We start from the raw sequence: 14,839 nt of genomic DNA, 5'->3' as shown, positions 1-14,839 counted from the left end.
TTTTTCGTTCGTGAGCTGTACAGATTGCTGCCGTATGCAGCGTGATCCGGCTCAAGAGCCGTTCTTCCAGCATGATTCCGGGATATTTATGAGCAAGAGCACCGCTGAGATCCGTCAAGCGTTTCTCGATTTCTTCCAGAGCAAGGGACACAACGTTGTTTCAAGCAGTTCGCTTGTCCCGACAAACGATCCGACACTGTTGTTTACCAATGCCGGGATGAACCAATTCAAAGACGTTTTCCTCGGTCTGGATAAACGCGATTACAGCCGTGCCACCACGTCTCAACGCTGCGTACGCGCGGGCGGTAAACACAACGATCTCGAAAACGTCGGTTATACCGCTCGTCATCACACTTTCTTCGAAATGCTGGGCAACTTCAGTTTCGGTGATTACTTCAAGCATGATGCAATCAACTACGCCTGGGAATTACTGACTGGCGAGAACTGGTTTAACCTGCCGAAAGAAAAATTGTGGGTCACTGTCTATGAGACAGATGACGAAGCCTTTGAAATCTGGGAAAAAGAAGTTGGCGTTCCTAAAGAACGTATTATCCGCATTGGCGATAATAAAGGCGGTGCTTTCGCCTCTGACAACTTCTGGCAAATGGGCGACACCGGTCCTTGCGGCCCTTGTACTGAAATATTCTTCGATCATGGCGATCACATCTGGGGTGGCCCTCCGGGTTCAGCCGAAGAAGATGGCGACCGTTATATCGAAATCTGGAACATCGTGTTCATGCAGTTCAACCGTCAGTCTGACGGCACGATGCTGCCATTGCCAAAACCGTCCGTAGATACCGGGATGGGGCTTGAGCGCATCACCGCTGTTATGCAGCATGTGAACTCAAACTATGACATCGATTTATTCCAAAAGCTGATCGCCGCCGTGGCAGAAGTGACCGGCGCTACCGATCTGACCAGCAAATCCCTGCGTGTTATCGCCGACCATATTCGTTCGTGCGCATTCCTGATCGCTGACGGTGTAATCCCATCGAATGAAAACCGTGGCTATGTGCTGCGTCGTATCATTCGTCGTGCGATCCGTCACGGCAACATGCTGGGCGCCAAAGATACTTTCTTCTTCAAACTGGTTGCCCCACTGATCGACGTGATGGGCCCGGCTGCTGCGGAACTGAAAGAACAGCAGGCAATGGTTGAACAATTGCTGAAAACTGAAGAAGAGCAGTTTGCCCGCACGCTGGAACGTGGTCTGGCATTGCTGGACGATGAATTGTCCGCAATGACGGGTGACACTCTGGACGGTGAAATTGCTTTCCGTCTGTATGACACCTTCGGTTTCCCGCTGGATCTGACTGCCGATGTTTGCCGCGAGCGTAATCTGAAAGTCGATGAAGCCGGTTTTGAGAAAGCGATGGAAGTTCAGCGTCGCCGTGCTCGTGAGTCCAGCGGTTTCAGCGCAGACTACAACAGCATGGTTCGTGTGGACGGTGTGACTCAGTTCTCCGGATACGAACATCTGCAACGCCATTCCAAAGTGGTGGCATTGTTTATCGACGGTCAGTCAGTGAACGAGATTCAGGCGGGTGATAATGCCATCGTGGTACTGGATGACACGCCATTTTATGGTGAATCCGGTGGACAGGTGGGCGATAAAGGCATCCTGAAAACGTCAGCTGGTGTCTTCTCTGTTTCCGATACCCAGAAATACGGTAAAGCGATTGGTCATCAGGGTTCCCTGAATGCCGGTAAGCTTAGCGTTGGCGACAGCGTTGAAGCTGAAGTGGATGTGGCTCGTCGTGACCGTATCCGTCTGAACCACTCAGCCACTCACTTACTGCACGCAGCATTGCGTCAGGTGCTGGGTAAACACGTCGCACAGAAAGGGTCACTGGTTAACGATAACTATCTGCGTTTCGACTTCTCACATTTTGAAGCCATGAAGCCTGAAGAAATTCGTCAGGTTGAAGATCTGGTGAATGCGCAAATTCGTCGTAATCTGCCTATCCAGACCACCATCATGGATTTGGACGAAGCCAAAGAAAAAGGTGCAATGGCACTGTTTGGTGAAAAATACGAAGACAGCGTCCGTGTCTTGAGCATGGGCGATTTCTCCACAGAACTGTGCGGCGGAACTCACGCCAGCCGTACCGGCGATATTGGCCTGTTCCGTATCCAGAGCGAGTCGGGCACTGCGGCAGGCATTCGTCGTATCGAAGGGATCACGGGTGAGAATGCGATCAATGCACTGCATCAGCAAAGTGATTTGCTGCAAGATGTCGCACATCTGGTAAAAGGTGATGTCAACAGTATTACGGATAAGATCCGATCCCTGATCGAACGTTCGCGCGTGCTGGAAAAAGAACTTCAGCAAGTGAAAGGCCAGCAGGCTGCGCAGGAAAGCGCATCTCTGTCGGGCCAGACCAAAGAAGTGAAAGGCGTTAAGCTGTTAGTTCGTCAGCTGGATAATGTAGAGCCTAAAATTCTGCGTACGATGGTTGATGATCTGAAAAACCAGTTAGGTTCAGTGATCATTGTTCTGGCAACCATCGCTGACGATAAAGTCAGCCTGATTGCCGGTGTCACAAAAGATCTGACTGACCGTGTCAAAGCGGGGGATCTGATTGCTTCTGTTGCCCAGCAGGTGGGCGGCAAGGGCGGTGGTCGTCCTGACATGGCACAAGCAGGGGGAAGCGATGTTCAGGCTTTACCGGCAGCCCTGGCTACCGTAGAAGCCTGGGTGGAATCCAAGCTGTAAGAAGAAATAAATCGCTAACCTGGAAAGCGCCATAATGTATTGTGCAATATGGCGTTTTCAGTCTTAATGGTGGGGTAGGCTTCGCGGCAAGGTCGCGACAACGTTGATTTCAGCTAAACTAAAAGTACTCATGGCTGAAGTTGCAGGCCGCTTACAGTTAATGTAAGGGTCATGGCTTACGTTTTACCCGCTTATGATCGATAATGGCCGGGAAACTGAGAGACCCGACTCTTTTAATTATTCAAGGAGCAAAGAATGCTGATTCTAACTCGCCGAGTTGGTGAAACCCTCATGATTGGCGATGAGGTTACTGTTACCGTTTTAGGTGTTAAAGGTAATCAGGTACGTATTGGTGTGAATGCGCCAAAAGAGGTTTCCGTTCACCGTGAAGAGATCTATCAGCGTATTCAGGCTGAAAAATCTCAACAGACGAGTTACTGATTTACGAGGCGTCTCGCTGACGGCGAGGCGCTGATCCTCTTTTCTGTGTATTTCTGATTTTCCTGCCTGACTTTCTCTGTATTTTTATCTGTTTCAATCTTTACGAGCGATGCTCTGTGATCCCCTTTGCGTAAAAAAGAACGTAGCTTTTATGCGTTTTGCCCTCTTTTTTGCCTTCAAACTGCGCAGGTTGCGCGTGAAATGTCCAAACGAGTGATTGTGTGGAAAAAAGGGTTTGACTTATAAGGGCCAGAAAGTAATATGTGCGCCACGCAGTGCCGATGAGCTTGAACAAAGTTAGTCAGCACACTCGCAAGAGGCGTATGGTGAGGTGGCCGAGAGGCTGAAGGCGCTCCCCTGCTAAGGGAGTATGCGGTCAAAAGCTGCATCCGGGGTTCGAATCCCCGCCTCACCGCCATTTAAAATGCACCCATAGCTCAGCTGGATAGAGTACTCGGCTACGAACCGAGCGGTCGGAAGTTCGAATCTTCCTGGGTGCACCATACTTTCCAAAGCGTATGTTGATTTGCAATCAAATGAGCGTGATGGGCAGAAGCTAACGCTGATGTAGTACGGAAAAATGGTTGGGTAAAATCTGCAGTAAGAATCAAAATGCACCCATAGCTCAGCTGGATAGAGTACTCGGCTACGAACCGAGCGGTCGGAAGTTCGAATCTTCCTGGGTGCACCATTCTTTATCTCTGCTTTTCCCGCATTGAATAAAATCTGTAGTAACCACACTTTGCACCCATAGCTCAGCTGGATAGAGTACTCGGCTACGAACCGAGCGGTCGGAAGTTCGAATCTTCCTGGGTGCACCATATTCCAAACATGTTGCAGCGACCATTTTCACATAAGGTCCTCCGGCATGAAGGTAGCACGAAGAAAGATAACGTTGCTTTAGCAACGGCCTGCAGGGCGAGCCCTTGCCAAGTTATCTTCCTGGGTGCCGCCTGTCAGAGAAACCCGCTTCGGCGGGTTTTTTGCTTTCTGCGTTTCATCTCTGCGTTTTCCACTTCATTTCCCTGATTTTTTCAACGTGTTCGGATGTGCTCTGTGAACGGACAAAATGCGACTTTCGGCAGACTTTGCGATAAAGTAGTTTTCCCGTTTTTTTCGTGAGCATGGAGCATTCGATGTACGATCGATACGAAGGGCTAATATTTGATATGGATGGCACCATATTGGATACCGAGCCTACGCACCGTAAGGCATGGCATCAGGTATTAACCAAATACAGTATGCAGTACGATGTCGAATCCATGGTTGCCCTGAATGGTTCCCCGACATGGCGCATCGCCAAGTTTGTTATCGACAGTAATCATGTTGAGATGGACCCTCATCTTCTTGCCGCTGAGAAAACCGCCGCGGTGCAGGAAATGTTACTCGATACCGTTCGTCCGCTGCCTCTGATTGATGTCGTTAAGGCCTACCGTGGTCGACGTCCGATGGCTGTAGGAACGGGCAGTGAACACTGGATGGCGGATGCTCTGTTGCGTCATTTGGGTTTACGCGATTGCTTTGATGCCATCGTCGGCGCGAATGACGTGCAGAACCATAAACCCGCACCAGATACTTTTTTGCGCTGCGCTGAACTTATCGGCGTGCCTCCTGAAAAATGCGTTGTGTTCGAAGACGCCGATTTTGGTATTGAGGCGGCGAAACGCGCCAATATGGCTTTTGTGGACGTGCGTACGTTGTGAGTAGCGCCGTAGCGCTGGCGTCCTTATTTGGCAGTAGCTTTTTAAGTGCCACGTTGTTACCAGGCAACTCAGAAGTATTATTAGTGGCTTTATTGTCAGCTGGCAGTGCAATGCCGGCGGCACTGGTTTTGTCTGCATCTGTTGGCAATACCTTAGGTGGCATAACCAACGTCATCATCGGACGCTTCTTGCCGCAGCTTAAGCCCCAACGTGGGCTACAGGTTGCAGAAGGCTGGCTGAAACGCTTTGGACCGGCCGCCTTGTTGCTGAGCTGGTTACCGGTGATTGGTGATGTGTTATGCGTATTAGCAGGTTGGCTGCGAATGCCGTGGGGCTCAGTGGTCTTTTTCATGTTGATTGGAAAAGCAGTGCGTTACGTTTTTATTACGGTGGTAACGCTACAGGGGCTTTCATGGTTCAGTTAGATTGGCATCAGTCATCAATTATGGTCACATCTATGCAGACACGCTTTGCTTGCAAATCAATGAGTTCAGAGAGCGGGAGGTCAATTTGATCCCGGATGTATCAAAGGCGCTTTCCTGGCTGGAAGCCCATCCTCAGGCATTAAAAGGTATTCGTCGCGGTATTGAGCGTGAAACGCTGCGTGTTAATCCCGATGGTTCATTAGCGAAAACCGGCCATCCGGAATCTCTTGGTGCGGCACTGACGCATCGCTGGATCACCACCGATTTTGCCGAAGCCTTATTAGAATTTATTACCCCCGTCGATGACAATATTGATCATCTGATGGCATTTTTGCGTGACATTCATCGTCACGTGGCCCGTGAGCTCGGCGAAGAGCGCATGTGGCCGTTCAGCATGCCGTGTTTTATTGATTCCGGACAGGATATTGAACTGGCGCAGTACGGTTCATCCAACGTAGGACGCATGAAAACATTGTATCGCGAAGGCCTGAAAAATCGTTATGGCGCGCTGATGCAGGTGATTTCCGGCATTCACTATAATTTCTCGCTGCCGCTGTCGTTCTGGCAGGAGCGTCTGGGCGTGACCGATACCGAAAGCGGTAAAGAAGCGATTTCAGCCGGATATTTTAAGCTGATCCGTAACTATTACCGTTTTGGCTGGGTGATTCCGTATCTGTTTGGTGCATCACCGGCGATCTGTTCGTCATTCCTTAAAGGTCGTAAAACCGATCTGCCTTTCGAATATACCGAGGGCGGCTTATGTTATCTGCCCTATGCGACGTCGCTGCGCCTGAGTGATTTAGGATATACCAATAAATCGCAGAGTAATCTGGGCATCACCTTTAACGATCTCGAGACTTACGTTAAAGGCGTTAAAAAAGCGATTCGCACACCTTCTGCAGAATATGCAGAGATGGGTGTGAAAAAAGACGGTAAGTATCTCCAACTGAACACGAATGTGTTACAGATTGAGAACGAGCTTTATGCGCCTATCCGTCCTAAACGTGTCACCAAATCAGGTGAAACACCTTCTGATGCGCTGATGCGCAGCGGGATTGAGTACATTGAAGTGCGATCGCTGGACGTTAACCCGTTCTCTCCGGTCGGTATTGATGCGACGCAGGCGCGTTTCCTCGATCTGTTTTTGGTATGGTGTGCCCTGGCCGATGCCCCGGAAATGAGTAGCGATGAGCTGCTTTGTACGCGCCAAAACTGGAACCGTGTGATCCTTGAAGGGCGTAAACCCGGACAGACCATCGGTATCGGCTGCAATGATGACCGTAAGCCGCTGGCTCAGGTGGGCAAAGATTTGTTCGCTGATTTAAACCGGGTCGCGCAGGTGATGGATAGCCAAAATGGCGACCATCTCTATCAGGACGTGTGCAAAGAGTTGGTTGCGGCGTTCGATGATCCGGAACTGACTTATTCCGCGCGTATCCTGAAAGAATTGAAACAGCAGGGCGTGGGTAACTTAGGACTGGAGCTGGCCGAGAAATATCGTCAGATGCTGATCAGTGAACCGCTGGAAGTGTTGGATGAAAGCGCGTTACTGGCAGAACAGGACGGTTCCTGGCAACGTCAGCGCGACATGGAAGCCGGTGACAAGCTAAGCTTAGAAGACTATCTGGCCGCTCACGCGGGCGGTACCGAAGAGTAGAAAAGAAAAAGGCCACAATTAATGTGGCCAAATAAACATCTCTGTTTACAGGGATGATGATAACAAATGCGCGTCTTTCACTAATTAAGACCTGCATGCTGGGAAAAGGTTTCCTGATTTCGTAAAAAAATTTAATTTATTTTGGAGAGGTGACGATATGCCACTGTTGGATAGCTTTACCGTAGACCATACCCGTATGGCAGCACCTGCTGTTCGCGTCGCAAAAACCATGAAAACCCCACACGGGGATACCATCACTGTGTTCGACCTGCGTTTTTGCCGCCCGAACATTGAAGTGATGCCAGAGCGTGGTATTCACACGCTGGAGCACCTGTTCGCAGGCTTCATGCGTAATCACCTGAACGGAAATGGCGTTGAGATCATCGATATTTCTCCGATGGGTTGCCGTACCGGCTTCTACATGAGCCTGATCGGTGTACCGGAAGAGCAATTGGTTGCTGATTCCTGGAAAGCGGCGATGGCGGATGTTCTGAAAGTAAAAGAACAGCGACAGATCCCTGAGCTGAACGAATATCAGTGCGGTACCTACGAGATGCATTCTCTTAAAGAAGCGCAGGAAATCGCGCAGCACATTCTCGATCACGATGTTGTCGTGAACCGTAATGACGATCTGGCTCTGCCGAAAGAAAAACTGTCCGAACTGCACATCTAGTTCGTTCAGCGGAAGCAAAAAAGACGCGAAATTCGCGTCTTTTTTATGTCTGGAATTTGAGTGGGTTAGTGCTGGTTTACACTGGTCTGCAAAGGGTGCAATGGACGGACCTGCACTTGTTTGATCATGTTGTCCTGCACATCCAGAATTTCGACTTCATAATCTTCAATGCGTAAGTTGGTGCCGATTTTAGGGATCTCTTCCAGCACCTCCAGCAACATACCATTCATGGTTCTCGGCCCGTCGGCAGGCAGCGTCCAGTTAAAGGCTTTGTTCAGCTCGCGAACGTTCGCGCTGCCTTCAATCACCACGGAACCATCGCTTTGCGGCGTCACTTCTTCGGCCAGCGTCGGTGACATCGACGTCGTGAAATCACCGACAATCTCTTCAAGAATATCCTCGACGGTGACCAGCCCCTGAATGTCGCCATATTCATCGACCACAATCCCGACTTTCTTCTTATTACGCTGGAATTTCACCAGCTGAATATTCAGCGGTGTACCTTCGGGTATGTAGTAAATCTCATCGGCAGCGCGCAGCAGATTTTCTTTGGTGAACTCTTTCCGCTCCGTCATCAGGCGATAAGCTTCACGCAGGCGCAGCATGCCGATGGCATCGTCGAGTGAATCCCGGTAAAGCATAATGCGGCCATGCGGTGAGTGCGTCAGCTGGCGGATGATCGATTTCCAGTCATCGTTAATATCAATCCCAACAATCTCATTGCGCGGCACCATGATGTCATCGACCGTGACTTTCTCAAGATCCAGCACTGAAAGCAGCATGTCCTGATTGCGACGGGAGATGTTCGAGCGCGATTCATTCACGATGGTTCTCAGCTCTTCTTTACTCATCGCATCGCTGAGGCTGGTGTTGGTTTTGACACCGCACATTCTCATCAGCAGACGTGAAAGGCTGTTCAGGATCCACACTAATGGCATCATGATGGTCTGCAGAGGACGCAATAGCAGGCTGCTTGGAAAAGCGATGCGTTCCGGGTTAAGCGCGGCGAAGGTTTTCGGCAGCACTTCAGCAAACAGCAGCACCACGAAGGTCAGCACACCGGTCGCAATGGCCACACCGGCATCGCCATACAAACGGATGCCCACAATGGTTGCCAGAGCGGAAGCAAGAATGTTGACCAGGTTGTTGCCGATAAGTACGAGGCTTATAAGCTGATCCGGGCGTTTTAACAGCTTTTCGACGCGACGCGCACCCCGGTTACCTTGTTTGGCAAGGTGACGTAACCGGTAACGGTTGAGTGTCATCATACCGGTTTCGGAGGCTGAAAAATAAGCCGAAACCACCACCATGATGATCAGTGTGATGATCAGGGTTGTTGTCGAGACGTGCTCCAACGGGTATTCCTTTTAATTAATGAACCATGATTTGCTGGATTAGGCGGCTGCCAAAATAGGCGAGAGTGAGCAGGATGGCGCCCGCCATGCTGAACCATACCACGCGGCGGCCACGCCAGCCTTCGTGATAATGGCCCCACAGCAGGACGATATAAACGAACCATGCGAGTATCGACAAAACGGCCTTATCGATATTTTCCGGGCTGAACAGGTTGTTCAGATACAGCAATCCGGTGCACAGCGTCAGCGTCAGTAAAATGACGCCAATCTGGGTGATGTGAAAAAGTTTCCGCTCGATGCTCATCAGCGGCGGCATATCAGCGGTAAATGTCAGACGTTTATTCTTCAGCTGATAATCAAGCCATGCCAGCTGCAGTGCATATAGCGCGGCAATCATCAGGGTCGCATAAGAGAAAAGCGCCAGGCCAATATGGACCAGTAAACCTTTACTTTCCTCAAGATGCGTAATGAACTCGCCCGGCAGGAAGGTGACGAACGCCAGATTGATCAGCGAAAAACTATACACAATAGGCAGAACAAACCAGCCGCGGTTGCGCGAGGCGACAATGGTCATCACCGTGCCAATAATTAAGCTCACGACGGAACCAATATTCACCAGGCTCAGGTTCTGGCCGGTGCTGACATCGAAAATGCGTTGTTGCAGGGCGACCGCATGGCAGACCAGCGCGACGACCACGGAAATCAGTGCCAGACGTCGGTATGCGCTGTTCTTCCGGATGATGCTCGGAATGATCAGTGCGAGGCTGAACAGATAGGCCAACATGGCGACGAGAGCGAAAACTGACATAGCGTTTCAGTGGCATCGAAAAGTGAATGAGAATCGCAGTATAACGTTACCCGCGTCACGCTCCAACCTATCTGAGATACCAAAGCAGAGATCGTCCTCGCTTCGTGTTATAATCCCGCAATTACGTCGCAAAAGCGGCCTGTCATTACGTTGAGCAAGAGACGATGTTTGAGAATTTAAGCGATCGATTGTCGCGCACACTGCGCAATATCAGCGGCCGCGGGCGGCTGACCGAAGAAAATATCAAAGAGACGTTGCGTGAAGTTCGCATGGCGTTACTGGAAGCTGACGTTGCGCTGCCAGTCGTTCGCGACTTCATCAACCGGGTGAAAGAGAGTGCTGTTGGCCATGAGGTCAATAAAAGTCTTACACCGGGTCAGGAATTCGTCAAAATTGTCCAGAAAGAGCTGGAAAACGCGATGGGCGAGGCGAATACCGAGCTCAATTTAGCGGCACAGCCACCGGCAGTCGTGCTGATGGCAGGTTTACAAGGTGCCGGTAAAACGACCAGCGTCGGTAAACTGGCGAAATTCCTGAAAGAGAAGAAAAAGAAAAAAGTGCTGGTGGTGTCTGCTGACGTGTATCGCCCTGCGGCGATCAAACAGCTGGAAACCCTGGCGCAGCAAGTTGAAGTGGATTTCTTTCCGTCAGATGTACAGGAAAAACCGGTCGATATCGTTCGCCGTGCGCTTCAGCAAGCCAAACTGAAATTTTATGATGTCCTGATTGTCGATACCGCGGGTCGTTTACACGTCGACGAAGCGATGATGGACGAAATCAAACAGGTTCACGCCGCGATTAATCCGGTTGAAACCCTGTTTGTTGTCGATGCCATGACCGGTCAGGATGCCGCAAATACGGCAAAAGCCTTTAACGAAGCGCTGCCACTGACCGGTGTGATCCTGACGAAAGTGGATGGTGACGCGCGCGGTGGTGCCGCGTTGTCGATTCGCCACATCACCGGCAAGCCGATTAAATTCCTGGGTATGGGTGAAAAAAACGATGCCCTTGAGCCGTTCCACCCTGATCGTATCGCTTCACGTATTTTGGGTATGGGCGACGTTCTCTCTCTTATCGAAGACATTGAGAGTAAAGTCGACCGCGCACAGGCTGAAAAACTGGCCAACAAGCTCAAGAAGGGCGACGGTTTCGATCTGACCGACTTCCTCGATCAGCTCAAGCAAATGCGCAATATGGGCGGTATGGCGAATATGATGAGTAAATTGCCGGGTGTTGGCCAACTGCCGGACAACGTCAAATCTCAGATGGACGATAAGGTACTGGTGCGAATGGAAGCGATCATCAATTCGATGACGATGAAAGAGCGCGCTAAGCCCGAAATTATTAAAGGTTCCCGCAAGCGTCGTATCGCGCTGGGTTCCGGCATGCAGGTGCAGGATGTTAACCGCTTACTCAAGCAGTTTGACGATATGCAGCGCATGATGAAGAAAATGAAGAATGGCGGTATGGCGAAAATGATGCGTGGCATGAAGGGTATGATGCCACCAGGTTTCCCAGGCCGCTAATCGACAACACTGGCTATTTATCAGCCACATAAACGGCCCCAAATGTGCTCAGGCAAATAGCGACGGAGGCAATCTACGCTTTCGATTGCTTTTTGCGCCAAAATGAGTAAAATTTTGGGGCTTTTTATATTGCAACCAGACCCCGTTCCCCGATGGGGTCTGGTTGTTTTATTAACTAAAGAGGATGTTATGGTAACAATTCGTTTAGCACGTGGCGGCGCAAAAAAGCGTCCGTTTTATCAAGTAGTAGTGACCGACAGCCGCAACGCTCGTGACGGTCGTTTCATCGAACGCGTAGGTTTCTTCAACCCATTGGCTTCTGGCCAGGCTGAAGCTCTGCGTCTGGACCTGGATCGTGTTGCCCATTGGGTAGATCTGGGTGCAACCGTTTCTGATCGCGTTTCTGCGTTGATCAAAGACGCTAAGAAAGCAGCTTAATCTGTCGCGGTGGTGGCAATGAGCAAGCAATCCAATCCAGTGGTACCCGCTGAGCCGTTAGTTCTCGGCAAAATGGGTTCAACATACGGCATTCGTGGTTGGCTCAGAGTGTTTTCATCCACCGAAGACGCTGAAAGCATCTTCGAATACCAGCCCTGGTTTATCCAGCGTGCCGGTAAGTGGCAGGTTATCGAGCTGGAAGGCTGGAAACGCCACACTCAGGATCTGATTATCAAAGTCAAAGGCGTTGATGATCGGGATGCTGCGAATCTTCTGACTAATTGCGAAATTGTCGTGGATTCAAAGCAACTACCTGTACTGGAAGACGGTGACTATTACTGGAAAGACCTTTTTGGTTGCCAGGTAGTGACGACTTCCGGTTACGAGCTGGGCAAAATCATCGATATGATGGAAACCGGTTCTAACGATGTCATGGTAGTGAAAGCCAACCTGAAAGATGCCTTCGGACTCAAGGAGCGGTTAATTCCGTTCCTCGATGGGCAGGTTATCAAGAAAGTCGATCTCGCTACTCGCACTGTTGAAGTAGATTGGGATCCTGGTTTTTGACCTCCGTAGTGTTTACTGATGTAAACAACGTCTGGTTGAGCGGTCAAACATTTGGAAGGGGTAGGCTATGTGGATCGGTATAATTAGCCTGTTTCCTGAAATGTTCCGCGCAATTACGGATTACGGGGTAACTGGCCGGGCAGTTAAGAATGGCCTGTTGAGCGTAAATTGCTGGAGTCCTCGTGACTTCGCATACGACCGACATCGTACCGTGGATGAGCGCCCTTACGGCGGTGGTCCCGGCATGCTGATGATGGTGCAACCCTTGCGGGAAGCGATTCATGCAGCAAAAGCAGCGGCAGGCGAAGGTGTGAAAGTGATTTATCTTTCACCTCAGGGTCGCAAACTGGATCAAACCGGTGTTTGCGAACTGGCGGCCCACCAGAAAATTATTCTGGTTTGTGGTCGTTATGAAGGGATTGATGAGCGCGTAATCAAAACCGAAATTGATGAAGAATGGTCAATTGGTGATTATGTTCTCAGCGGTGGTGAGTTGCCGGCAATGACTCTGATTGATTCAGTTTCCCGCTTTATACCGGGTGTTCTGGGTCGTCAGGCTTCAGCAGAAGAAGATTCTTTCGCTGACGGATTGCTCGATTGCCCCCACTATACCCGCCCTGAAGTGCTGGAAGGCATGGAGGTACCGCCGGTTTTACTGTCGGGAAATCATGCTGATATACGTCGCTGGCGCCTGAAACAGTCGCTGGGTCGAACCTGGCTTAGAAGACCTGAACTTCTGGAAAACCTAGCTCTGACTGACGAGCAAGAGGTGTTACTGAGAGAGTTCCAAAAGGAACATCGACTTAGTTAACAAAACTATGAAGGGACCGCTTGAGCACGTTGCCAGGCCTTCCCGATATATCAGTTTACCTAGGGTAAGAGACATATTATGAGCAATATCATTAAACAAATCGAACAAGAGCAGATGAAGCAAGACGTACCTGCATTCCGTCCGGGTGATTCCGTGGAAGTTAAGGTATGGGTCGTTGAAGGTTCTAAAAAGCGTCTGCAGGCATTCGAGGGCGTGGTTATCGCTATTCGTAACCGCGGTCTGCACTCTGCATTCACTGTTCGCAAAATTTCTAACGGCGAAGGTGTTGAGCGTGTATTCCAGACTCACTCCCCAGTAATCGACAGCATTGCTGTTAAACGTCGTGGTGCCGTTCGTAAAGCTAAACTGTACTACCTGCGTGAGCGTACTGGTAAGTCAGCTCGTATCAAAGAGCGTCTTAACTAAGGTATCGCTAACGCGACATCTAAATACTCTTAGTTATCAAGGGTCTGGCGTAATTGCTAGGCCCTTTTTCTTTTTAGTGGCGGCAAAATGGCGGCAGAGATTAACTGTATGGCGACAATAAATAAAAAACCCGCTTTCGCGGGCTTCCATTGAAGTTGAATTTTTAGTGCATCTGGAAGGACTGCTGCTGATGCTTGTCTGGATGCAATTGAACTGCATGAACAGTTCCTGGCTCAACGATAATGTCAGCAATCGACTCGTGAGTTTTGAACGTGCAGCTGCAATTGATATTCTGACACTGGTGATAACGCTCTTTGGTATTACTGCTGAGGTAACGGCTTGAACGGGCGTGAGCTGCGTGCTGGCATTTGGGGCAATGCATCATAATAATCACCATTTTGTCATTTTAAATCATATGTAATCATTGTATGTTATTGCTAAAAACATACATCCGGGATTACAGTGTTTTACATAACAGGTGACTAATTGCTCAAGGCAGACGAGATGACAAATCAGGACGATATACTAAGCGCGATACGTGACGCTAACGAAAGGGAACGCTATATCTGGCGTCGTGCCCGTTGGTTTATGAAGGCAGTATGGGTTTGCCTTCTTATATACGTACTCTTCCCTGTAGTAATTAGGTTATTTTATTGTTTCTGAATAATTTTTAGATACTCATAAAGAAACTTTGCATTCATCATTCACAATCTATCGCCCCCGCTCGCCTCGTAATTCACATCCGACAGCAACACCTCCAGTTCCAGCCCCGTCGTATATCCGCCATTGTTCAGGCTGTGCGTGACCTTGCTGATTATCCACGGCTGCGCATCGATCACTGCTTTAAAGCCTGACACCGCCAGTGGTGTTTCGGGGAACAGATCGGCACGTCCGCGAGCCAGTGAGATAGAGAACTGCGCGACGCCGCGCTGTAGCTTGTCCCATTTGGCCTGTGCTGCGCGCATGGCGGCCTTCTGCGTGGCGTAGACCGTCGTCAGCGCAAACACGTTTTCATCACTGCCCGCCAGATATTCACCTTCTTTCGCCTCCGGCGCTTTTTGTGCTTTGGCCGTGGTCTTTTTGGCCGCCGGATGTTGCAGGGCGCGCAGGTGTTTTTCTTTTTTCTTCCGCTGTACCTTTACCCTTTTGGGCTTTGGTTCTTTGGTATGCAGCCAGGTTGCTGATACGCCGGTGTAAGCATCGCGGTCTGCAATATTGAACGTATGGCCGTCGCCGTCGCTGCGGGTCAGCGTCATTTGTGGGATCGGCTTGCCACTGGCGGTGAGGGCTGAG

Annotated in this window: 15 protein-coding genes and 4 tRNA genes; 15 read left to right on the top strand and 4 right to left on the bottom strand. The window is 50.1% G+C overall.

Translation table 11 applies throughout. The annotated features are described in order from the left end of the window. The first annotated feature begins 88 nt into the window (after positions 1–88). The 10 genes from alaS (at position 89) to luxS (ending at position 7,615) form a co-directional block, all read left to right on the top strand. Entirely contained in the window at positions 89–2,716 is a 2,628-nt protein-coding gene (gene alaS, locus ED901_RS14970) for an alanine--tRNA ligase (protein ID WP_056773063.1), read from the top strand. A 255-nt stretch (positions 2,717–2,971) separates the two neighbouring features. Then, positions 2,972–3,157 carry a carbon storage regulator CsrA gene (gene csrA / locus ED901_RS14965; protein WP_013574027.1) on the top strand — a complete coding sequence of 62 codons (186 nt, stop codon included), beginning with the start codon at positions 2,972–2,974 and terminating at the stop codon, positions 3,155–3,157. 325 nt (positions 3,158–3,482) lie between these two features. Then, positions 3,483–3,575: transfer RNA gene (locus tag ED901_RS14960), tRNA-Ser, on the top strand. A gap of 8 nt (positions 3,576–3,583) precedes the next feature. After that, a tRNA-Arg gene (locus tag ED901_RS14955) sits at positions 3,584–3,660 on the top strand. A 111-nt stretch (positions 3,661–3,771) separates the two neighbouring features. Beyond that, positions 3,772–3,848, top strand: a tRNA-Arg gene (locus ED901_RS14950). A gap of 53 nt (positions 3,849–3,901) precedes the next feature. Further along, positions 3,902–3,978 (top strand) — tRNA-Arg (locus ED901_RS14945). A gap of 315 nt (positions 3,979–4,293) precedes the next feature. After that, the gene (yqaB, locus tag ED901_RS14940) at positions 4,294–4,860 is read left to right on the top strand and encodes a fructose-1-phosphate/6-phosphogluconate phosphatase (protein WP_056772800.1); all 567 of its coding nucleotides are present in this window, start codon (positions 4,294–4,296) and stop codon (positions 4,858–4,860) included. Continuing rightward, a complete protein-coding gene (locus tag ED901_RS14935) occupies positions 4,857–5,285 on the top strand; it encodes a YqaA family protein (RefSeq protein ID WP_056772797.1) in 429 nt (142 codons plus the stop codon). The genes yqaB and ED901_RS14935 overlap by 4 nt, the downstream gene beginning before the upstream one ends. A gap of 85 nt (positions 5,286–5,370) precedes the next feature. Then, the gene (gshA, locus tag ED901_RS14930) at positions 5,371–6,942 is read left to right on the top strand and encodes a glutamate--cysteine ligase (RefSeq protein WP_122096373.1); all 1,572 of its coding nucleotides are present in this window, start codon (positions 5,371–5,373) and stop codon (positions 6,940–6,942) included. A 157-nt stretch (positions 6,943–7,099) separates the two neighbouring features. Continuing rightward, a complete protein-coding gene (gene luxS / locus ED901_RS14925) occupies positions 7,100–7,615 on the top strand; it encodes an S-ribosylhomocysteine lyase (protein ID WP_056772793.1) in 516 nt (171 codons plus the stop codon). A 65-nt stretch (positions 7,616–7,680) separates the two neighbouring features. Here luxS and ED901_RS14920 read toward each other — a convergent pair whose 3' ends face one another. Further along, complete coding sequence (locus tag ED901_RS14920) at positions 7,681–8,970, bottom strand: HlyC/CorC family transporter (RefSeq protein WP_056772791.1); 1,290 nt, start codon at positions 8,968–8,970, stop codon at positions 7,681–7,683. Positions 8,971–8,986: 16 nt separating this feature from the next. Next, complete coding sequence (locus ED901_RS14915; protein WP_056772789.1) at positions 8,987–9,778, bottom strand: inner membrane protein YpjD; 792 nt, start codon at positions 9,776–9,778, stop codon at positions 8,987–8,989. Between the two features lie 164 nt (positions 9,779–9,942). On the opposite strand from ED901_RS14915, the gene ffh reads away from it, so the two are divergent. The 5 genes from ffh to rplS all read left to right on the top strand — a co-directional run bounded on the left by ffh (position 9,943) and on the right by rplS (position 13,546). Continuing rightward, the gene (ffh, locus tag ED901_RS14910; protein WP_122096372.1) at positions 9,943–11,304 is read left to right on the top strand and encodes a signal recognition particle protein; all 1,362 of its coding nucleotides are present in this window, start codon (positions 9,943–9,945) and stop codon (positions 11,302–11,304) included. Between the two features lie 189 nt (positions 11,305–11,493). Then, complete coding sequence (gene rpsP, locus ED901_RS14905; protein ID WP_056772785.1) at positions 11,494–11,742, top strand: 30S ribosomal protein S16; 249 nt, start codon at positions 11,494–11,496, stop codon at positions 11,740–11,742. Between the two features lie 18 nt (positions 11,743–11,760). Next, entirely contained in the window at positions 11,761–12,309 is a 549-nt protein-coding gene (rimM, locus tag ED901_RS14900) for a ribosome maturation factor RimM (RefSeq protein WP_056772783.1), read from the top strand. A 67-nt stretch (positions 12,310–12,376) separates the two neighbouring features. Then, entirely contained in the window at positions 12,377–13,120 is a 744-nt protein-coding gene (gene trmD / locus ED901_RS14895) for a tRNA (guanosine(37)-N1)-methyltransferase TrmD (RefSeq protein ID WP_122096371.1), read from the top strand. A gap of 78 nt (positions 13,121–13,198) precedes the next feature. Further along, positions 13,199–13,546, top strand: a complete 348-nt coding sequence (gene rplS / locus ED901_RS14890; RefSeq protein ID WP_056772777.1) for a 50S ribosomal protein L19 — start codon at positions 13,199–13,201, stop codon at positions 13,544–13,546. A 163-nt stretch (positions 13,547–13,709) separates the two neighbouring features. On the opposite strand, the gene ED901_RS14885 is transcribed toward rplS, so the two are convergent. Further along, on the bottom strand, positions 13,710–13,931 hold the full coding sequence (locus tag ED901_RS14885; RefSeq protein ID WP_122096370.1) for a DNA-binding transcriptional regulator: 222 nt from the start codon (positions 13,929–13,931) through the stop codon (positions 13,710–13,712). A 319-nt stretch (positions 13,932–14,250) separates the two neighbouring features. Continuing rightward, positions 14,251–14,839, bottom strand: a 589-nt coding sequence (locus ED901_RS14880) for a contractile injection system protein, VgrG/Pvc8 family (RefSeq protein ID WP_256370287.1), incomplete at its 5' end; no start/stop codon positions are given.

The sequence above is a fragment of the Rahnella sp. Larv3_ips genome (assembly GCF_003697865.1).
In the GTDB taxonomy this organism is placed as follows: Bacteria; Pseudomonadota; Gammaproteobacteria; order Enterobacterales; family Enterobacteriaceae; genus Rahnella; species Rahnella rivi.
Note: the sequence above shows the minus strand (reverse complement) of the source record. Positions and strands in the feature narration are given on the sequence as shown.